The following is an 18,963-nucleotide window of genomic DNA, read 5'->3' as shown; positions in this document are numbered from 1 at the left end:
CTGCATGCTCTCTCTTCCCTCTTCAGAAGTACCGTCCCGGCGAGGACGGTCAGGTTGCTACCCCAGGGCCCGCTCGAGGAAATCCAGTACCACGCTCGCGTAGCCTTCGGGATCGGTCTCCAGCCCAAGCAGATGCTCGGCACCCGGCAGGACGTGGGTCTCGGCCTGGTCGTAGCGCTCGGCCAGGGCGTCCACCGAGGACGGCGGCACGATCGCGTCGTACTCGCCGGACATGAACAGCAGTGGGATCTTGGCGAACGTGCCGGATACCGGAGGCGGCCACTGCGCCCGCAGCATCGCCGGGCCCACGGTGCACAGGGTCCGGGTCACCACCGAACGGGACGGCTCCGCGCTCAGCGGGGCGGGTATCGGCAGCGCCTCCGCCTCCAGGAACTTGCGCAGCAGCGGCGCCACATCGTGTCCCGGCCCGCTGTCGCACACCAGCGCGTCGACTTCGAATCCGTCGTGCGTCAGCGCCCACATGGACGAGAAGCACGAGAAGGAGAAGCCGTAGACGGCTATCCGCGCGGTGGCGTAGCCATGCCGTTCGCGCAGCCGCTCCACCACGGCGATGACATCGCCGGCGAACCGGTCGCCCAGGCCCCGCAGCGCGCGGTCGTCGCCGCTGGCGCCGTGGTTGCGGTGGTCGAAGAGGCAGACGGTGTATCCGGCGTCGTGCAGGAACCGCGCATGGGCGAGGCTGCGGTCCTTGCTCGTCCCCAGGCTGTGCCCGAGCACCACCACCCGATCCGTGGACCCGGGGCACAGCCAGGCGTGGACGTACTTCCGGGCGGTGAAGGGGATCTCCAGCTCGGTGAACGGCAGTCCGTGGTCGCCCGGGTCCGCCCGCTGTGCGCGGTTGCGCGGATGGAAGGCCAGATACGCCAGGCAGGCCCCGTACAGCGGGGCCACCGGAAGCGCCACGGCCGAGAGGGCGCGGGCCACCGGCGAGGGACGCCGCACCGGCTTCTGGCGTGGCTCGGGCATCTGCGTCCTCCGGGAGGGGATGGAGTGTCCGTGGGCGGTCAGGGCGGTCTCGTCTCAGGTCGGGTCGGGGTGGGGGGTCGGTCGCCCGTGGGCGGCGCGGCAACGAGCGGCCCCAGGAGTCGGCGTGGGGACGCGGCGGGGATACGGGGTCAGCCGCACCCTCCGGCGTGGCCCTGGTCGCCGGAGCGGACCGCGGCGAAGTCCGCGCCGCTGGGCGGTACCTCCCCGGGCGGCGGCCCGGACCCGGTACCGGAGGCGCCCCGGGAGCGGACCGCGTCGGCGAAGACGGACAGCCGGTCCACACCCCAGTACTTGTCGTAGCCCAGGGTGAAGAACGGCACCCCGAACGCCCCGTCCTCGCTCAGCGCGAGCAGTGCCGCAAGCCCCCGCCCGCCGCGCAGCTCGGCGTCGTCGGCCGCGTCCGCCAGCGGACCGGCCGGGAGCCCCAGCTCTTCGGCGATCTCCGCGACGGTCGACCGGTCGCAGATGTTCCGGCCCTCTTCCCAGCGTGCCCGGTAGACGCGTTCGATGTACGCCGGGCCGAGGTCCGCGTCGACGGCGAGGAAGTACGGCAGATGTGGCACCTCCCAGACCGGGTCCATATCCACCGGCCAGGTGACCGTGAGTCCGCGGTCGGCGGTGAGCCTGCGCACGTCCTGGAGGACGTACAGATGCTTGTCCCGCGACATGGCCGTGTACGGGAAGCGGCGGCGCCGCTCGGCCATCCGGCGCTCACCCTCCGCGTCCGGCTCCCACCAGGGGTGCCACTCCACCGCCTGTGCGACATCCGGATAGCGGCCCATCAGGTCACGGTAGGCGATCCAGCTGTACGGGCTGCGGAAATTGAAATAGAAGCGCGGCACTTTGCTGCGCTTGGCTGCCACGTCCGTCCCCCTCGTCGGTCCGTCCGGTCCCATCGTGCTCCGCTCAGATCACCACACCGCCGTCGACCTGGAACACCGCGCCGGTCACATACTCCGCGGCGGTCAGGTACGCGACCATGTCGGCGACCTCTTCGGGGCGGCCGAAGCGGCGGAGCGGAATGCTCTGCTCCGCCTCCTTCCGCACACTGTCCGACAGTGCGGCCGTCATGTCCGTCTCGACAAAGCCGGGGGCGACCACATTGGCCCGGATGCCGTACCGTCCGACCTCCTTGGCGAGTGACTTGGTGAAGCCGATGATCCCGGCCTTGGAGGCGGCGTAGTTGCTCTGGGTGGCATGGCCGTACACCCCTGCCACCGAGGATATGGTCACCACACACCCGGACTTGCGCTTCATCATTCCGAACACCACGGAACGGCAGACGTGGTAAGTGCCGTCCAGGTTGACGTCCATGACGCCCCGCCACTCCTCGTCCCGCATCAGCAGCAGCGGATTGTCGCGGGTGACGCCCGCCGAGGTCACCGCGACATCGATGGGACCGAGCTCGTCCTCGGTGAAGGAAACCAGGTCCCGGACCGCCGCCAGGTCCCGGACGTCCGTCTGCCGGCCGAGCACCCGGCCGCCGTCAAGACCGGCCGCCTCCTCCTCCAGGGCGCGGGCCGCCTCGGGGCTGGAGCCGTGGCAGAACGCCACGTCGTACCCCTCCCGGGCCAGGCGCAGCACGGTGGCGCGGCCGATTCCGCGGGAGCCGCCGGAGACCAGTGCGACCCGTCGCTCGTTGTCGGACATGCGGTGTGGTTCCTCTCCTAGGCGCCGGCGGGGGCGTGGTCGAGCTCGGACGCCGGACGCATCGTCATGGTCAGCCGCCCGACGGTCAGGGCGGTCGCGTCCCCGACCAGGCTCTCGCCCTCGAAGACATAGGTGTCGCCGACCCGGCGGGCCAGCCGTACGTGGTGCTCCACCACATCGCCGGGGACGACGGGGCGGTGGAACCCGGCGTCGGTGACCCCGCCGAGCAGCATGGCCATCCCGGTACGGACGTCCGGGTTGGGCCGCTCCCGTGCCACCAGCACCCCGGCCACATGGCACCAGGACTCCAGCAGGATGGTCCACGGGTAGTGGTAGTCCTCCTCGGGCGCGTCGTCCGGCACCTGCGCGTACCAGGGCTCGTTGCAGGTGATCGCCTTCAGTCCGCGGGCCCGTTCGCCGGGGACGACCTCGGTGACCCGGTCGACCAGCAGCATCGGATAGCGGTGCGGCAGGATCCGCTTGATCTCGCCGACCCCGATCATCCGGCGGCTCCCGGTTCCTTCAGCCCGGCCCGCTCGGTGAAGCGCAGCCGGATCTGGGCGGCGGGGCCGCGGCCGGTGGCGGCCCGGGCCCGGCAGCGCCAGTCCTCGCCCTCCCGTGTCCAGCTCAGTTCGCAGCTGAGGGTGTCGCCGGGGTAGACCGGGCTGAGGAAGCGGGAGGACTCCAGGGCCGCGAGCCGCCAGCGCCGGTCCGGCGCGGGCAGGGTGGCGAGTGCGCCGCGCTGGACGTACTCCACGACGCACACCCCGGGAAGGATGGGGAAGCCGGGGAAGTGCCCGGCGAGCACCCGCTCCGTCTCCGGGATCCGGACCTCGCACCGGGCGGGGCGCTCACCGGGATCGCCGGGTTCGACGACGTCCACGGTGCCGTCGACCGGTCCGCACGCGGACGCCGTCGTCATCACTTCTCCAGCTTCGAGACGAGCAGGTCGTGGACCTTTTGCAGACAGGTGATGTCCTTCATCTCCTGCTCGTCCAGCTTCACCGCGTACTTCTTCTCCAGGACGACCATGACCTCCAGGGCCATGAGCGAGTCGACGCCCAGGGTTTCGACGAAGTCGGCGTCGTCGGTGACGTCCTCCTCCTCCACATCGAGCACATCCGCGACGAACGTGCGCAGCTCGTCCTTGTCCAGGGTGGTGGTGTCAGCCATGGGGGGTGTCTCCTTCCGCGTCAGCGGGGACGGTGGTGGCTTTGGCGAGCGCCGCGGGCGAGTCGACCGGTACGGTCACGGCCCCCTTGACGGTCCGCCGGATCATCCCGGTGAGCTGGCGGCCGGGGCCGAGCTCCACGAACCGGGTACAGCCGAGCTCCCCGGCCAGGGTGCGGACGCTCTCCTCCCAGCGCACCGGGCTGGTGAGCTGGTCGAGTTCGAGCTCCCGCCAGCGCTCGCCGGTGCGGTACGCGCGGGCGTCCACATTGGCGACGACGGGCAGGTGCTCGGGGGCGAAGTGCACGGCGGCCAGGGCCTCGCGCAGCTCGTCGGCGGCGGCGGCCATCAGCGGGCTGTGGAAGGCGCCGCCGACGGCGAGCCGGATCACCTTGCCCTCGGCTTCGACGGCCAGCTCGGCGAACCGGTCCACGCCCTCGGCGGTGCCCGAGACCACGATCGCGCCGGGCGCGTTCACCGTGGCGACCCAGATCTCCGGACCCTCCTGCCGGACCCGCGCGACCAGGGCCTCCACGGTCTCCGGGTCGAGCCGGACCACTGCGGCCATCGTGCCCGGCGAGCGGTCGGCGCAGGCGCGCATCGCCCGGCCGCGGGCGGCGACCAGCCGGGCGGCGTCGGCGAGCGGTACGGCCCCGGCCGCGTAGAGCGCGGTGTACTCGCCCAGGCTGTGCCCCGCGCAGGCCACCACCTCACCCAGCACCCCCGCCTCGCTGGCCTCGCGGTGCACCAGCACCTCGGTGGTGAACACCGCGATCTGGGCGAGGTCGGTCCGGCGCAGCGTCTCGTCGTCCGCCTTGAGCAGCAGCTCCTCGACGTCGATCCCGGTGTACTCGGAGATCCCGGCCACCAGCGGCCAGGACGGGGCGTCCCGCCAGAACGCGCCGATGCCCGCCTTCTGCGCGCCCTGGCCGGGGAAGACCAGCGCGGTGCGCGGTGGGGTGTCCGCCGGCTCTCCGGCCGTCAGATCTCGCACCGTCATATCAACCAACTCCTTGTGCGCTCGGGGCGGCCGGCCGTCACCGGATCCGCAGCAGGGCCGCCCCGACGACGCCGTCCCGGTCGGCCGAGGTGACCAGGGCGTGCCCGCCGGGGGCGAGGTCCTTGCGCTCGGCGAGCGCGAGGACGGCGGCGATCTGGAAGGCCGCCGAAGCGGCGCAGGTGTCGCCGATGAGGTCGGCGGCCGAGATCACGGGCGGCTGCCCGCCGTCGAAGACCTCGTCGAGGGCGGCGCGTTCGGCCGCGCCCTCGGCGCCGGGGGCCCGTGAGTCGGCGAGCATCCGCACCTCGCCGGGGGTCACCCCGGTACGGTCCAGCAGCCGGCGGATCACCGTGGCGAGCACGGTGCGCACGGCGTCCGTGCCGGGGGCGCAGCCGAACTCAAGACCCGCGACCTCGGCGAGGGCCCGGCGGCCGTGCTCGGCCGCGGTGGCCTCCGGCTCCAGCAGCCAGACGGCCGCGCCCTCGCCGAGAACGGCGGCGGCGTCCTGGTCGGCCCGGGCGTGCCACTCCAGCCAGGCGCGGGCGGAGGAGAACTCCTCCACCGCGCCGCACAGCACCGGGCCCGCGCGTCCGGCGCGCTGGAGCCGCAGCGCGTACTGGAGGGCGAGCAGTCCCGTGGCGCGGCCCCCGGCGATGGTGGTGTTGGGGCCCTTGAGCCCGTGCCAGATGGCGGACTGTCCGGCCGCGCAGTTCATCACCGCGTTGGGGAAGCGGGCCGGGTCGACGAAGAACGGCCGCTCGCTGACCAGCGAGTCACGGGTGAAGTCCATGATGCTCTGGGCGCTGCCGGTGCTGGTGCCCAGGGCGAGTCCGGTGTGTTCGCCCACGCCCGGCAGCCGTTCGCCCGCGCCGCCGTTCCACCCCTCGTCGGCATGCCCGCCGTGCTCGCCGTCGCCGTGCAGCAGCGCGCGGAGCGCGGTCACGGCCAGACCGGTGGCCCGGTCCATCGAGCGGGTGCCCTTGCGGCCCAGGATCTCCCGGATGCGGAAGCCGGGGACCAGGCACGCCTCCTGGAACGGCACGGACCACTCCTCGGGGTCCAGGGCGGTCCCGGCCTTCCGGCCGGCCCGCAGCCCCGTGGTGAAGTCCGCCCCGCTCAGTCCCAGGGGCGAGACGGCGGTCCAGGCCGAGATGACCGGGACGACCGCGGCGGCAGCGTTCATGGGTCCGTGGACTCCTTCGGTGGTGGCGGGGGTGGCGGGCGCGGTCACAGGAACCACACCTGTTCATAGGCGGGCCAGCGGGACGCCAGGGCGCCACCCTCGATGACCCGGACGCCCGGCAGCAGCCGGTCGCGGGCGGTGCGCCCGAGCGCGGTCAGCCCGTCCTCCTCGACCATGACGGTCACCCCGGCCGCCATCAGCCGGGTCACCGAGGCGCCGGGGTCGGGCAGCGAGGCCAGGGTCCGGCCGCCGATGCGTAACTCCGGGGTGAAGTCGGTGGCGAGGGCGTATCCGGCGGCGGGGCCGCGCAGCACCAGATCGCATCCACCGCTCTGCCGGTGGAGTTCGGGGACGCAGTAGAGGGCGTCGGCGAACTGGGTCTCGACCGAGCCCCGGTACGCCTTCTCCACGATCAGCAGCCAGCGCGCCTGGTCCGCCATGGCTCAGCACACCCCCATGATCAGGGCCTTGTCGGCGGCGCGGACATGCTCGGCGAAGACGAACGGCGCCCGGGTGCGCACCTCGGGGATCTGCTCGGACGCCCCGCGCTGATCGGCGCAGAAGCGGCAGACGTACCAGTACAGCCGGTCGGGGTGATCGGTGATCAGATCCCGTACGACCCGGGCCACCGAGGGGTGTTCGCGCCCCGGTTCCGACAGGTCGCGCGGCGCGGTGTCGCCGAGCGCGGCGCCGGTCAGCCGGGTGGCGTCGCCGCAGCTCCAGATCTGCACCCGGGCGCCGCGGTCGAGCAGCGCGGTCGCCAGCCGCAGCGCTGAGGTGACCAGGTCGGTCTGGTGCGGCGCACCGAACAGGTTGAGCAGCACATCGGTACGGGGCACGGGCCGGGGCATCAGTGCCACACCGCCCGTACCTCGGGCGCCAGCAGCCTGGCGGCCACGTCGTCCATCTCCACCATCCGGGAGGCGGGCAGCAGATCGGCGGCGGGCAGGGCGCGCTGGGCGGCCGAGAAGGCGTCCACCCACAGCTCGCCGCCGTCCCGCAGCAGGGCGGCGACGGCCGGTGAGGCGCCGGGCAGGGCGGCGGTCACCCCGTTCTCGACGAGGAACAGCACCACCCGGTGGCCGTCCCCGGCCAGCCGTACCGCGTCGCCGACGAACCGCTCGCAGGCGGGCCCGGTCTGCGGTCCGCCGCTCTCGATGAGCAGATGGTCAGTCATGTGGGTGTCCTCGTCAGGTCAGGATCTCGCCGCCGTCGACCCCGATCACATTGCCGGTGATCCAGGAGGAGTCGGTGCGGGACAGCAGGGAGACGGCCTCGGCCACGTCCTCGGGCCGGGTCAGCCGCCGGTGCGGGTTGAGGCCGGTGGCGTAGGCGGCGACCCGCTCGCTGTCGGGGATCCGCCGCATGGACGGGGTCAGGGTGACCCCGGCGCGCAGGGCGTTGACGGCGATCCCGGAGGGGGCCAGCTCCAGGGCGAGTTGGCGCACATGGGACTCCAGGGCGGCCTTGGCGGCGGACACGGCGCCGTAGTGGGGCATCACCCGGGCCCCTCCGGCGCTGGTCATGGCGTACACCTTGGCGCCCTGGCGGAGCAGTCCGGCGGTGAACAGGTCCTGGGTCCAGTAGACGAGGGAGTGGGCCATCACATCGAGCGTCATGTTCATCTGACGTGAGGTCAGCTCGTCCTCGCCGTCCTGGGCGATGTACGGCAGCAGGGTGCCGAACGCCAAGGAGTGGACGACCACGCGGATACCGGTGTCCCCGGTCAGCTCCGCGAACTGCGGCAGCAGCTCCTCACGGGTCCGCGCGGAGGCGGCGTTGGCGTTGAAGAAGTGTGCCTGGACGCCGTGGCCGCGCATCTCCTCGCGGGCGACGGCCGCCTTCTCCTGTCCATCGGCGGTGTCGAAGTGCACGCCCAGGATGTTGACGCCCGCGCGGGCCAGCTCATGGCCGATGGCCAGGCCCATCCCGCTGGAGGCGCCGAGGACCAGGCACCAGGACCCTTCGAGTGAGGTGATCATCGGTCGTCCGTCCTCCGTGGTGTGCTCATCGGCTGTCCGTCCGCACCGGCCCCGGCACCGCCGGGGGTGACCAGGCAGACGGCGAGATGTCCTTCGGCGGCCGCGGTGACGACCGCGTGGGCCCGATCCGGGTCGCCGTCGAGCGCGGCGGCGGCCCGTGCCACCGGCTCCAGGGCGCCCGCGCCCGCCGGGATCCGCGCGGGTTTCTCGCCCCCCGTGATCTCCTCGAGCGCCGCCGCGACCGCCTCGCCCACCGGGGAGTGGTCGAGCACAGCGGTGGTGGTCAGGGGGGCGCCCGGCCGGTGGCCGAGGGCGTCGAGCGCGTCCCGGACCAGCGCCGCCGCCCGGTCGGCGCCCTCACCGGCGGCCGGCGGCGGCAGGAAGAACGTGCGGATGCCCAGCCGCCCCAGCGCCTGTCCGCCCCGGGCCGCGACCGAGGCCGCGGGCTCCAGCAGCAGCGCGACCGCCCCGGCCTCCGAACCGGCCGCGCCCGGTTCGCCCTCCGGCAGCGCCTCCTCGGTGGCCCCGGCGATCAGCAGCCGCGCCCGGCCCGCGGCCAGTGCGCGCTGACCGGTGCGGAGCGCCTCGAACCCGGCCACCCTGGGGGTGGTGAGGGTGAGGTTGAAGCCCTTGAGGTCGTGTTCGGTGGCCAGTCGGCTGCCGAAGAGGTTGATGGAGAAGTAGGGCGCGGTGATCGGGCTCAGGTCCCGCGCGCCGGTTCCGGTGACCGTACGGTCCATGGAGTGGTGCAGGGCGACGGCCGCGCTGTTGGTGCCCACCGCGGCGCCCCGCCGCTCGGGCTCCGCCGCCTCCAGGGCGTCCGGACCGGCGTCGGCCAGCGCGCGCTTGGCCGCGGCCAGGAAGTACTGGGCGGCGGAGGGCAGGTACTTGTAGCCGCGGCGGCCGAGCGCGGTACGGAAGTCGAAGCCGTCGGCGCTCACCGTGCCCACGCCCGCCACCACCAGATCGGTGCCGTTCATGACCCGGCCTCCCCGAAGACGAGCGAGATGTTGTTGCCGCCGAACGCGTAGGCGTTGACCAGACCGTAGGGGGCGGTGATCGGGGACGGCTCGGACGGCACCCGCACCGGGCACTCGGGATCGAGCGCCCCGATCGGCACATTGGGCGGCAGGGTCCTGTGGTGCAGCATCAGAACGGCGGCCAGCGCCGAGAACGCGCCCGCCGCGCCGCCGGTGTGGCCGATCAGTGCCTTCAGGCTGTACAGCGGCGCCCGCGTCTCGGGACCGTCCGCCAGCGCGGCCAGGATCCGGCTCTCCACCACGTCGTTCAGATCGGTGCCGGTGCCGTGCGGCACCACGACCCCCAGGCCCCGCTCCCCCGGTGCGGCGCTCGCCCCCGCCTCCCGCAGCGCGTCCCGCATCGCCCGCTCGATCTGGGCGCCGCCGGGCTCGGGCGCGGTCGGGTGGTGCGCGTCGCAGCTCCATCCGGTGCCCGCCAGCCGGGCGTAGACGGTACGGACACCGCGGGCGCGGGCGTGCGACGCGGACTCCAGGACCAGCACGGCGGAGCCCTCGCCGAACAGGGTGCCGCCGCGGTCGGCGGCGAACGGGCGGCAGCGCTCGGGGTCGATCGCGCCCAGCCGGTTGAAACAGGCCAGCGCCACCCGGGAGTACGCCTCGGCGCCGCCCGCGATGACCACGTCCGCCTCGCCGGAGCGGATCAGATCCGCGCCCTCGGACAGGGCGTAGCCGCTCGCCGAACAGGCGTTGCTGACACAGGTGGTGGGCCCTTGCGCGTCGAACCACGCGGCGACCGCCGCGGCCACCGGGTAGACCGGGGCCCAGCGGCCGGAGCCCGGGTCCGTCCCGGTCCACCAGCGCTCATGGAGGTCGGTGTCGCCCATCCCGCTGCCCAGGACCACGGCCACCCGGCGCGGATCGGGCGTGCCGCCCGCGCGGTCGAGCCCGGCGTCCTCGACGGCCTGCCGTGCCGCCTCCAGGGCGAACTGCGAACCGCGTCCCAGCGGCAGCCCGTCCCGCTCGGCGGGCCCGTCCGGCAGATCGGCCTCGGGCACCAGGTACATCAGCGGGTGGTCCATGCGGGCGAGCGGATCGGGCACCGTGACCGGGGCGGTGTCCGCGGTCCGCATCCCGCGCCAGAACGTGTCGACACCCGAGCCCAGGGGGGACAGCGCCCCGAGCCCGGTGATCAGTACGTCGTCCATCAGCGGGCGCTCGCCTTCCCGCCGATGGCGTCCAGCACCCGCTGGTCGAAGGGGACCAGCCGCCAGTCGCGTCGGTTCTCGATCAGCGCGTAGCCGTGCACGATCCGGCCGGTGGCGGTGAGGGCGAGGGCGCCGTCGCGGAGCACATAGCAGTCCATCCGGGCGGTGTAGGTGAGGTCCTTGAAGATCTCCTCCACGGTGTAGACCGTGTAGAGGTCCTCCTCCATCAGCGCCTCACCAGTGATCCGCAGCGTGGACCGCGGGACGACGGGTATCCATTTGCGGTCGTCCAGCAGGGTTTTGATGGAGATGCCGCGGGCGGCCACGAAGCGGTCCTTGGCCTCCTCCATCAGCCGCAGGAAGCCGGACATCTGGAGCCGCTCGGTGAAGTGGCAGTAGGGGTAGGGGATGGTCCACTTCCAGGCGTGGGCATTGCGGCCCTCGGTCAGCGCGGTGAGCACGGCCCGCTCATCGGCGTCCGCGGGCAGTTCGGGCACCGCCACGTCGGCTGCCGGGGCGTCCGTGCCCAGCCGCTCGGTGGCGAAGCGGGCCAGCTCGCCGGGCGGCTGTCCGGGGGCGTCCAGGTAGGTGTCGGTGCGCAGCGCGACGCGCACGGTGGCGGTGACGGCCTTGAGGGAGGAGCCGCCGCGGGTGACGCGGAGGGTGACCTTGAAGCCGAGGGTGGAGTCGGCGTCGGAGGTGTCCGGGACCACCTCGGCCTCGGCCTCGTCGTCCAGGTGGAAGGCGTGCAGGACGCGGGTGTCCAGCCGGACGATGTCCAGGCCGAGGCCGTGCTCCTCGTAGAGCAGCCGGGCGGACGCCCCGCTGCGTGCGAAGTGGATCAGCACCGCTTCCTCGACGAGGTAGTTGACGTGCTTGAAACCGATCCAGGTGCAGATGTTGGAGCCCTCGTAGCGCGGGCGCAGCGTCACGCTGGTGGTGTCGGCCAGCAGGGCCTTGGTCCGCATCGGCGGGGCGGCGGTCATCAGGGGCTCTCCATCGCTGAAATCGCTGACATCGCTGAACTCGCTGGACTGGCTGGACTCGCTGAAAACGCCGAAAACGGGCCGTCCTGGCCGGGGCGCGGGGCGGTCGTGGGGCGCAGCAGCAGTCCGGCCACGGCGTCGGCGGTGTCGTCGCCGCTGGTGAGCAGGGCGTCCCCGGAGCCGTCGGCGGCCAGCCAGCCGACCGCGGCGGCGCACTGGAGGACGCCGAGGGCGCCGGAGGCGCGGCCGAAAGCGACGGAGAGGTCGTGCCGGGGCACGGTGCCGGGCACCGGCACGGCCGCACCCGCGGGTTCCTTGTAGCGCTCGGGGGTGAACCAGACGCCGGGGGGCGGACCTTCGGGCAGCAGCGCCGCCACGCACGGGCCGAGCCCCGGCCGCCGCACGTACGGGCCGAGGACGGCGCTGGTCCGGGCCTCGCGCTCGCGGGCCCACCGGGCGCCTTCGACCACCACGGCCGCGGCGCCGTCGAGCAGATCCCCGGCCGGGGCTCCGGCCAGCTCCTCCACGACGGGGTTGTGGGTCTCGACGCCGACCACCAGGGCCCGGCGGACCCGTCCGGCGGCGACCAGCGTGGCACCCCAGTGGACGGCGTCCAGCCCGGAGGTGGGCCCGTTGCACAGCATCAGATTGGGGCCGCGCAGCCCGTGCCGGATCGCCACCCAGGAGGCGATCACATTGCTGGAGGCGTTGGGCAGGCTCATGGGGCTCAAGCCGCAGGCGGAGTCCTCGGCGATGGTGGCGGCGGTCAGACACGCGGTGTCGAGGTTGCCCAGGTTGGAGCTGCCGACCACGCCCACGGTGGCGCCCGGCACGGTCAGTTGGGCGTCCTCGCCGCACACCAGGGCGGCGTCCCGCAGCGCGTCCAGGGCGGCGCACAGCGCCAGCCGGGTGGCCCGGTCCTTGTAGCGGTGGCCGCGGCGGCCGATCCGGGTGGTGGTGTCGAAACGGTCCGAAGGCCCCGGGGCGGGGCGGGCGTTGCGCAGCAGCGTGTCCGGGGTGCCCGCGCCGGGCAGGGCCAGGCCGACTCCGGAGACGACAACCGCGTCGGGGCTCGCGGTCATCGGCCGGTCCTCTCCACGACGGCCACCGCGTTGACCCCGCCGAAGCCGAACGCGTCGACCTGGGCGAGGCCGAGCCCCGCGCCACTGACCGGCTCCCGGACGAAGCGGAACTCCGCGGCCTCCGGCAGCGGATCGGTGAGGTGCAGGGTGGGCGGCACCTGGCCGGTGGCCAGCGACCGGAGCGCGACGATCAGGCTGAGCAGCCCCGAGCCGCCGGAGGTGTGCCCGGTCATGGACTTGATGGCGGTCATCAGCGGCCCGCCGACGTCGGAGCCGTAGACCTCGGCCAGGGCGGTGGCCTCGGCGGTGTCATTGAGCTGGGTGCCGGTGCCGTGCAGCAGCACCAGGTCGATGTCGCGCGGTTTGACGCCCGCGCGCCACTGCGCCTCGTGCACCGCCTCGGCGATCCCCTGGGCGTCGGGGGCGGTGACATGGCGCGCGTCGCAGTTCATGCTGACGGCCAGCAGCCGGCCGAGCGCGGCGGACGCCGCGCCCGGCTCCTCGCGGCGCAGCACCACCGCGGCGGCGCCGTCGCCCATCAGGACACCGCGGCGGGAGCGGTCGAAGGGCCGTACCCGGTCGGGGGGTTCGCTGTTCACCCGGTCCAGCAGCCCGTACATGCTCTCGGTGAGGGTGTCGACACCGGCGACGACCACGGTGTCCGCGGCACCGCTCGCCAGCAGGTCGCTGCCGAGTGCGAGCGCGTAGAGGGATGCCGAACAGGCCCCGGCAAAGGTGTGGGTGTGCACCGCGCCGAACCGCTTCCGCAGGGCGGGACCGAAGTACAGCCGTCCGAGGTCGAATCCGGTGCGGTCGCGCCAGGCCAGTTCGGCCGAGCGCAGTTCCCGCAGCCCGGTGCCGACCAGGACGGGGATCTCGCTCAGGTCCTCGTCCAGACCGGCCTGGCCGATGGCCTCCTCGATCGCGCGCAGCAGCCAGGCGGTGGCGCGGCCGGGGACGTCCGAACCGCAGGCCGGGCGGTCGTCGATCTCGTAGGCGTGGCAGCCCCGGTAGCGGTCCTTGTCGAAGCCGCGCAGTTCATGGAGTCCGCTGGTGCCGGCGCACAGGGCCCGGAAGATCTCGTCGACGCCCTCGCCCACGCTCGCCACGGCGCCCGCGCCGGTCACCAGCTGGCTCATGATCCGGCCGAACTGTGCTTGCCGAAGATCACCACGGCGTTGTTGCCGCCGAAGGCCAGGCCGTTGTTCTGGACGACCCGCAGCTCGGCCTCGACGGCCTGGTTGGGCACACAGTCGAGCGCGCACTCGGGGTCGGTTTCGGCGTGGTTGATGGTCGGCGGGATGAACCCCTCGGTGATCGCGAGCGCGCAGGCGATGGAGGCCAGCGCTCCGGCCGCGCCCATGGAGTGGCCGATCATCGACTTGACGGAGACGGTGCGCGGTGCCGTGCGCTCGCCGAAGACCTGGTGGATGGCGCGGGCCTCGGTGATGTCGTTGGCGCGGGTGCCGGTGCCGTGCGCGGAGATGAAGTCGACCTCGTCGGGGCGGACGCGGGCGTTGTCCAGGGCCAGTTGCATACAGCGGGCCACGCTGTCCTGATTGGGGGCCACCGGGTGGTCGGCGTCGCAGTTGAGGCCGTAGCCGAGGACCTCGGCGTAGATCCGGGCGCCCCGGGCGAGCGCCGACTCCAGGCTCTCCAGCACCAGGACGCCCGCGCCCTCGCCGGTGAGGATGCCCTTGCGGTCCTTGTCGAAGGGCTGGCAGCGCTCGGGGGCGATGGTGCCCAGGCGGTAGAAGCCGGTGAAGGTCTTGCGGCACAGGGCGTCGGCGCCGCCGCACAGGGCGATGTCCACGTCCCCGCCGCGGATGGCGTCGAAGCCGTAGCCGATCGCGTAGTTGCCCGCGGCGCAGGCGGTGGGCAGGGTGACCGCCTCGGCACGGGTGAGGCCGAACTCATGGGCGATGGTGGACGACAGCCGTCCGGCCGGGACCCGGCGTGCGGTGACCGGGTCCATCCGCTCCGGGCCGAGGTCCACCTCCACCTCGACCAGCTGGTCCAGGTCCCTGGACTCGCCGTCGGTGGTACCGACGGATATCAGACAGGGCATCTCGCGCAGTTCGCCCTCCGGGAGCCCGGCGTCCGCCACGGCCATCCGCGCGGCGGAGACGGCGAACTGGCTCGCCCGGCCCAGGGTGCGGGGCGGCAGATTGCGGATCCACTCACCGGGGTCGAAATCCGTGACCTCGCACGCCATGGAGTGCTCGAAGCCCTCGGTGTCGAAGGCGGTGATGGGCTTGGCGGCGCTCTTTCCCGCGCGCAGCCCGGCAAGGAATTCGGCGGCGCCGATGCCTATGCCCGACACCGCTCCGAGGCCCGTGACGACCACCCTGCGACCCGGCTCACCACGCATATCGCTCTGCCTTCCGAGGAATCCGCCGAGAGTCCGTCACCAGCCGGCCGCGTCGGAAACCACCTCGTAGACGCCGTGCAGATTGACCATCCGGCTGAGTTCGGACTGATTGATGACGACGTTGAATTTTTTCTCCAGCGCCGACAGAATTTCAATGGCCCGCAGCGAATCCGCGTCGTGCTCTTCCTTGAAGAGACTGGTCTCGGTGACCTCATCGGGATCGATCTCAAGGATATCGATAACGATTTCCCTGATGGTTTCCCGGCGCTCTTCGACGATGGCGGACATTACCGCGCACCTCCATTTTCGGGCATGGGCAAAGCGGCGAAGCTGCCGATGACGCTATGCGCCGCCCCCGAGGCGGACAAGCCCCGAGTCCACTACCTGTCATGTGCCCGGTAAACCTGAGTGATTGCCGTCAGCGGCTGTCATAAAGCTGCCGAGGGCGCCCGGTTACCGGAGCGTATGAGCGCGGAATCCGCAAGATCGTGTCAGGAAGCTGACACGCAGACCACGCAAATCACCCCGAAACCGACCGCCCTCGGCAGTGGATGTCAGTCGCCGTCGGGTTCCATGAGTCCGGCGCGCACGGCGCGCACTCCGGCCTGGAACCGTGATTCGACCTTCAAGTCACGCATGATGTCAGCCACATAGCGCCGGTAGGTACGCACCGACAGACCCAGCTTGCGGGCCGCCGCATCGTCCTTGTAGCCCTCCGCCATCAGCGTGAGCACCTCGCGCAGCACCCGGCCGCGCGCACCGCCCTCGAAGGACAGCGGCCGCATCGGGCGCTGCGCCGTGTCCCACATCCCGCACAGCAGTTGGTGCAGCATGTCGGCCACGGTCGAGTTCTGGATCATCGAGGCCCGGGATCCACCAGGTTCGCCCGGGGAGGCGTCGGGCGCGATGACCGCACTCCCGTCCACCACCACCAGCTCCTGCCGCACCCCGTCACAGACCCGGATGTCCAGCCGCTCCACCGCGCCGACGGAACGCTGCCACGCGGCCTCCCGGATCACCCGCGGCGGGCACAGCATCCGCGTTCTGACGCCCTTGCCCGCGAGTTGGGTGAGGGTCTGCGCGATCAGCCGGGCATGCTCCTCACATGTCACCTCCGGCAGACTCCAGATCACATCGCGCTCGGCACGCAGCACCAGCCGCGCCACCCATCCGGCCACCGCCTCCCCGGCCACCGGGAGTTCGGCGGTCGCGGACGCCAAGACACTGCGCCGATGATGATGGACAGCCGACTCCAGCAGGCGTAACGCCTCTCCCAGAGCCTGCTCCAGGTTGTCCGACCTCACTTCCGGTTCCCTGCGAACCGTCCCCCTGGCGCCAGCCCCCTTGTCATTGCCGTCAATAGGCGCACGGTCATTTAGTTGAATTCCGAAATGGCTCAAAGGACACCCCCGTTCCCTTTGCCGCACAGTAACCAGCCACCCTCCACACGGCAAGGAAGATCGTCGCTTATAGGACAGTTCTCGCCGCGAAATGCCCGCGTGTTCCCGCCGCTGAACAGGCTGGTGGCACCAAGGGGCTGCGCCTCGGCTCGGCCGATTGGTAGCTTCCTCATACGCCAGCGCATAAGCCAGTAAGCCGTCCCTTGACGTACGACGCGGACCCCCTCGCCCCTCCGTGGTCCCGAAAGGCGCCGCCCTCATGGCTGCACAGAACACCGCGACGACCGACACGGCTCCGACCGAACCGTCGTCCTCACCGACCGGCCGCCAGTGGCTCGCACTCTCGGTGCTCGTCCTGGCCCAGCTGGCCGTCTGGCTCGACAACACCGTGCTGAACGTCGCGCTCAAGACACTGGCCGACCCCGACGAGGGCCTCGGCGCCGGGCCCAACGAGCTCCAGTGGAGCATCAGTTCCTACACCCTGGTCTTCGCGGTGCTGCTGTTCACCGGCGGGGTACTCGCCGACCGCTACGGACACCGCAGACTGCTGCTCACCGGCATGCTCGTCTTCGGCGCCGCCTCCGCCTGGGCCGCCTACGCGGGCTCGGCCACCGAACTCATCGTCGCCCGGGGCGCGATGGGCATCGGCAGCGCCCTGATCATGCCCGCCACCCTCGCGCTGATCGCCCAGGTCTTCGACGAGCGGCACCGCGCCACCGCCATCGCCATCTGGTCCGGCTCCAGCGGTATCGCCATCGCCACCGGACCGATGCTCAGCGGGGCCCTGCTGGACCACTTCTGGTGGGGTTCGGTCTTCCTGGTGAATGTCCCGATCGTGGTGCTGTGCGTGGCCGGGTCGCTGGTCTTCCTGCCCGGGGTGGCCAAGCGGGTGCGGCAGAAGTTCGACCCGCTGGGCGTGGTGCTCTCCACCGCCGGGCTGTTCGCCATCGTCTGGGGCGTCATCGAGGGCGGCCACCGCAACGACTGGACCGATCCGGCCATCCTCGCGGCACTCGCCGGGGGCGCGCTGCTGGTCGTGGTGTTCGTCCTGGTCGAACTGCGGGTGACCAACCCCAGCTTCGACGTGCGGCTGTTCCGCGACATCCGGTTCACCGGCGCCAGTGTGGCGGTGATGCTCACCTTTTTCGGCCTGAATGGCTCGATGTACTACACCAGCTTCTATCTGCAAGGGGTGCACCGCCAGACCCCGCTGGAGTGCGGGCTGTCCATCGCCCCCGTCGCCCTCGGCGTCTTACTCGGTGCCCCGTTCTCGGCCAAGCTGGTCCGGGCGTTCGGGGTCCGCGCGGTGGTCACCACCGCCATGCTGATCGCCACCATCGGATTCTTCGCCTACGTCTTCCTCGACGAGCACAGCGGACTGGCGCTGTTCTGGGTCTTCCTCATCCTCCAGGGGCTGGGCATGGGCGCCGCGGTGGCCCCCACCACCGAGGCCATCATGTCCGTACTGCCCGCCGACCGCACCGGGGCCGGCTCGGCCGTCAACAACGCGATGCGGCAGATCGGCGGTGTCCTCGGGGTCGCCGTCCTCGGCTCCGTCCTCGTCAGCGTCTACCGCGACCGGATCACCCCGGATCTGGACCGGCTGCCCCCAGGAGCCGCCGACTCCGCCCAGGAGTCCCCCGAGGCCACCCGGATGATCGGCGACCGGCTGCGGCTGCCCCATCTGTCCGACCTCGCCGACCGGGGCTTTGTGCACGCCATGCATGTCGCCTCCGTCGTCGGCGCCATCGCCGCCGCGGTCGGGGCGGCGGTCATCTGGTGGACCTTCCGGCGGGCGTCCTCATCGGCCGGTTCCGACCGTTGATCCTTTCTTGCCACGGCTGACAGCGCGACATAGCCTCCCGGCACAACGTCCGTATTCCGGAAGGCAGTTCACATGCGCACCGCTGTCATCACCGCGCCAGGCCAGGTGGAGATCAGAGAGATACCTGTGCCCGACGTGGGCGACTCCGAGGTGCTCGTCCGCATCGCGGCGTGCGGCATCTGCACCATGGAGGCCAATCTGTACGCCGGGCGCATGAACGTTTACCCGGCCGCCGCCGGACATGAGATATCCGGCTGGGTGGAGAAGGTCGGCGCCAAGGCCGCCGACCTGGAGGACATGCCCGCCGTCGGCTCCCTGGTCACCCTCGACGGACTGCCCCGCTGCGGCACCTGCCGGGCCTGCCGCCGCGGCCAGTCCGCCATCTGCGTAGCCCTCCAGGGCCAGGTCCGGGAGGACGGCGCCATCGCCATGGGCGCGGGCCTGGGCGAGTACATCGTCCTCCCCGCCTCCCGGGTGTGGTCGGTGGGCGACACCGACCCCGCCGTGGCCGCCATGGGCGAACCGCTGGCCTGTGTGGTCCACTCGCTGCGCCGCGGCGGATTCCGCGCCGGTGACCGGGTCACCGTGATCGGCGCGGGCTACATGGGCCGGCTGCACCTCGCCGTCGCCCGGCACCTCCAGGCCCGCGGCGTGTGTGTGGTCGAACGCGACCAGCAGCGGCTCGCCGCCATCGCCGACGCCGGGGCCGACGCGGCCGTCACCCCCGAGGACGTCGGTCACCTCGCGCCCGCCGACGTGGTGTTCGTGACCATCGCGTCCAGGGAGTCCATCGCCACCGCCCTGGCCTCCGTCGCCGACGGCGGCACCATCGTGCTCTTCGGCGGCGGCCCCGACGGCCCGCCCGCCGAGCTGCCCGGCTACGAGGTGCACCGCCGCCAGCTCACCGTCACCGGCTCCTTCAGCCATGAGCCCGACGACTGGCGCGCCGCCGCCGAACTGCTCCGCGGCGGCGGTCTCGCCGAGCGGCTCCGGACGCTGGTCACCGCGCGCTATGCGCTCGACGAGGTGGAGAAGGCGCTCCAGCAGACCGCCGGGACCCCCGTCTACCGGGTCGTCGTCACCCCGTAACGCACCGGGTCCCGCGCCGCATCCGAGCCACC

Annotated in this window: 22 protein-coding genes; 2 read left to right on the top strand and 20 right to left on the bottom strand. The window is 72.3% G+C overall.

What is annotated here, in order from left to right; genetic code table 11:
• Positions 1-57: 57 nt before the first annotated feature.
• The 20 genes from JK363_RS24120 to JK363_RS24025 form a co-directional block, all read right to left on the bottom strand.
• Positions 58-987, bottom strand: coding sequence for an alpha/beta hydrolase (locus JK363_RS24120; RefSeq protein ID WP_201877191.1), 930 nt, complete (start codon positions 985-987; stop codon positions 58-60).
• Between the two features lie 149 nt (positions 988-1,136).
• Positions 1,137-1,871 (bottom strand): 2-hydroxychromene-2-carboxylate isomerase, encoded by a 735-nt coding sequence (locus JK363_RS24115; RefSeq protein ID WP_307821846.1) that lies wholly within the window; start codon positions 1,869-1,871, stop codon positions 1,137-1,139.
• Between the two features lie 43 nt (positions 1,872-1,914).
• The gene (gene fabG / locus JK363_RS24110; RefSeq protein WP_201877186.1) at positions 1,915-2,658 is read right to left on the bottom strand and encodes a 3-oxoacyl-ACP reductase FabG; all 744 of its coding nucleotides are present in this window, start codon (positions 2,656-2,658) and stop codon (positions 1,915-1,917) included.
• A gap of 17 nt (positions 2,659-2,675) precedes the next feature.
• The gene (locus JK363_RS24105; RefSeq protein ID WP_201877185.1) at positions 2,676-3,161 is read right to left on the bottom strand and encodes a 3-hydroxyacyl-ACP dehydratase FabZ family protein; all 486 of its coding nucleotides are present in this window, start codon (positions 3,159-3,161) and stop codon (positions 2,676-2,678) included.
• Complete coding sequence (locus tag JK363_RS24100; RefSeq protein ID WP_201877184.1) at positions 3,158-3,580, bottom strand: 3-hydroxyacyl-ACP dehydratase FabZ family protein; 423 nt, start codon at positions 3,578-3,580, stop codon at positions 3,158-3,160. Before JK363_RS24100 ends, JK363_RS24105 begins: the two co-directional genes overlap by 4 nt.
• A complete protein-coding gene (locus tag JK363_RS24095; RefSeq protein WP_201877183.1) occupies positions 3,580-3,831 on the bottom strand; it encodes an acyl carrier protein in 252 nt (83 codons plus the stop codon). The genes JK363_RS24100 and JK363_RS24095 overlap by 1 nt, the downstream gene beginning before the upstream one ends.
• Positions 3,824-4,828, bottom strand: coding sequence for an ACP S-malonyltransferase (locus JK363_RS24090; RefSeq protein ID WP_201877182.1), 1,005 nt, complete (start codon positions 4,826-4,828; stop codon positions 3,824-3,826). Before JK363_RS24090 ends, JK363_RS24095 begins: the two co-directional genes overlap by 8 nt.
• A gap of 37 nt (positions 4,829-4,865) precedes the next feature.
• Positions 4,866-6,011, bottom strand: coding sequence for a beta-ketoacyl synthase N-terminal-like domain-containing protein (locus JK363_RS24085; protein WP_201877181.1), 1,146 nt, complete (start codon positions 6,009-6,011; stop codon positions 4,866-4,868).
• Positions 6,012-6,055: 44 nt separating this feature from the next.
• The gene (locus JK363_RS24080) at positions 6,056-6,451 is read right to left on the bottom strand and encodes a hypothetical protein (RefSeq protein ID WP_201877180.1); all 396 of its coding nucleotides are present in this window, start codon (positions 6,449-6,451) and stop codon (positions 6,056-6,058) included.
• A 3-nt stretch (positions 6,452-6,454) separates the two neighbouring features.
• Complete coding sequence (locus tag JK363_RS24075; protein WP_201877215.1) at positions 6,455-6,862, bottom strand: DsrE family protein; 408 nt, start codon at positions 6,860-6,862, stop codon at positions 6,455-6,457.
• Entirely contained in the window at positions 6,862-7,188 is a 327-nt protein-coding gene (locus JK363_RS24070) for a DsrE family protein (protein ID WP_201877178.1), read from the bottom strand. The genes JK363_RS24075 and JK363_RS24070 overlap by 1 nt, the downstream gene beginning before the upstream one ends.
• A 13-nt stretch (positions 7,189-7,201) precedes the next feature.
• Positions 7,202-7,993 carry an SDR family oxidoreductase gene (locus JK363_RS24065; protein WP_201877176.1) on the bottom strand — a complete coding sequence of 264 codons (792 nt, stop codon included), beginning with the start codon at positions 7,991-7,993 and terminating at the stop codon, positions 7,202-7,204.
• On the bottom strand, positions 7,990-8,973 hold the full coding sequence (locus tag JK363_RS24060) for a beta-ketoacyl synthase N-terminal-like domain-containing protein (RefSeq protein WP_201877174.1): 984 nt from the start codon (positions 8,971-8,973) through the stop codon (positions 7,990-7,992). The genes JK363_RS24065 and JK363_RS24060 overlap by 4 nt, the downstream gene beginning before the upstream one ends.
• Entirely contained in the window at positions 8,970-10,178 is a 1,209-nt protein-coding gene (locus tag JK363_RS24055) for a beta-ketoacyl-[acyl-carrier-protein] synthase family protein (protein WP_201877172.1), read from the bottom strand. The genes JK363_RS24060 and JK363_RS24055 overlap by 4 nt, the downstream gene beginning before the upstream one ends.
• On the bottom strand, positions 10,178-11,164 hold the full coding sequence (locus tag JK363_RS24050) for a thioesterase family protein (protein WP_236076055.1): 987 nt from the start codon (positions 11,162-11,164) through the stop codon (positions 10,178-10,180). The genes JK363_RS24055 and JK363_RS24050 overlap by 1 nt, the downstream gene beginning before the upstream one ends.
• Positions 11,164-12,246 (bottom strand): beta-ketoacyl synthase N-terminal-like domain-containing protein, encoded by a 1,083-nt coding sequence (locus JK363_RS24045; RefSeq protein WP_201877170.1) that lies wholly within the window; start codon positions 12,244-12,246, stop codon positions 11,164-11,166. The genes JK363_RS24050 and JK363_RS24045 overlap by 1 nt, the downstream gene beginning before the upstream one ends.
• Positions 12,243-13,385: a beta-ketoacyl-[acyl-carrier-protein] synthase family protein gene (locus JK363_RS24040; RefSeq protein WP_201877168.1), complete on the bottom strand. Its 1,143-nt coding sequence runs from the start codon at positions 13,383-13,385 to the stop codon at positions 12,243-12,245. Before JK363_RS24040 ends, JK363_RS24045 begins: the two co-directional genes overlap by 4 nt.
• Complete coding sequence (locus JK363_RS24035) at positions 13,382-14,617, bottom strand: beta-ketoacyl-[acyl-carrier-protein] synthase family protein (protein ID WP_201877167.1); 1,236 nt, start codon at positions 14,615-14,617, stop codon at positions 13,382-13,384. Before JK363_RS24035 ends, JK363_RS24040 begins: the two co-directional genes overlap by 4 nt.
• A gap of 36 nt (positions 14,618-14,653) precedes the next feature.
• On the bottom strand, positions 14,654-14,905 hold the full coding sequence (locus JK363_RS24030) for an acyl carrier protein (RefSeq protein ID WP_201877165.1): 252 nt from the start codon (positions 14,903-14,905) through the stop codon (positions 14,654-14,656).
• A gap of 266 nt (positions 14,906-15,171) precedes the next feature.
• The gene (locus JK363_RS24025; RefSeq protein WP_201877163.1) at positions 15,172-15,921 is read right to left on the bottom strand and encodes a helix-turn-helix transcriptional regulator; all 750 of its coding nucleotides are present in this window, start codon (positions 15,919-15,921) and stop codon (positions 15,172-15,174) included.
• Between the two features lie 355 nt (positions 15,922-16,276).
• Between JK363_RS24025 and JK363_RS24020 the strand changes: the two genes are divergently transcribed.
• On the top strand, positions 16,277-17,842 hold the full coding sequence (locus tag JK363_RS24020) for an MFS transporter (RefSeq protein WP_201877161.1): 1,566 nt from the start codon (positions 16,277-16,279) through the stop codon (positions 17,840-17,842).
• 72 nt (positions 17,843-17,914) lie between these two features.
• The gene (locus JK363_RS24015) at positions 17,915-18,931 is read left to right on the top strand and encodes a zinc-dependent alcohol dehydrogenase (protein WP_201877159.1); all 1,017 of its coding nucleotides are present in this window, start codon (positions 17,915-17,917) and stop codon (positions 18,929-18,931) included.
• Positions 18,932-18,963: the final 32 nt, after the last annotated feature.

Origin of the sequence: Streptomyces coffeae (assembly GCF_016741875.1) — a bacterium.
Lineage (GTDB): Bacteria > Actinomycetota > Actinomycetes > Streptomycetales > Streptomycetaceae > Streptomyces > Streptomyces coffeae.
Note: the sequence above shows the minus strand (reverse complement) of the source record. Positions and strands in the feature narration are given on the sequence as shown.